Source organism: Bacillus sp. SIMBA_031, from assembly GCF_046535225.1.
Classification (GTDB): Bacteria; Bacillota; Bacilli; order Bacillales; family Bacillaceae; genus Bacillus; species Bacillus velezensis.
This window is the reverse complement of record NZ_JAWRXC010000406.1, coordinates 1-259: the sequence shown is the minus strand read 5'-3', so window position 1 is coordinate 259 and position 259 is coordinate 1. Positions and strand designations below refer to the sequence as shown.

Genomic DNA, 259 nt, shown 5'->3' with positions numbered 1-259 from the left:
CTGGCAAGTAGATGGCCACACGTACCCGTCCGGGTCCCTGCTCGCTGCGGACTTTGGAGGGTACCTGGCCGGTTCGCGCCAGTTTGTGGGGCTCTTTTCACCTGACGAGCACACATCGCTGCGGTCATGGAGTTGGACCAAGGACTACCTGCTCCTGAACTTGTTGCGCGACGTTTCCTCCGAGATCCGAGTGCTCGACCCGTCCACATCCGGCGCCAACGGCGGCTGGCGCTCCACCGTGTTGGGCGCGTGCCCGCCC

Annotated in this window: 1 protein-coding gene; it reads left to right on the top strand. The window is 64.9% G+C overall.

Going from position 1 to position 259, the window contains the following annotated elements; genetic code table 11:
- Positions 1–259: hypothetical protein (locus SB724_RS20810; RefSeq protein ID WP_410572846.1), on the top strand; the 259-nt coding region annotated here is incomplete at both ends.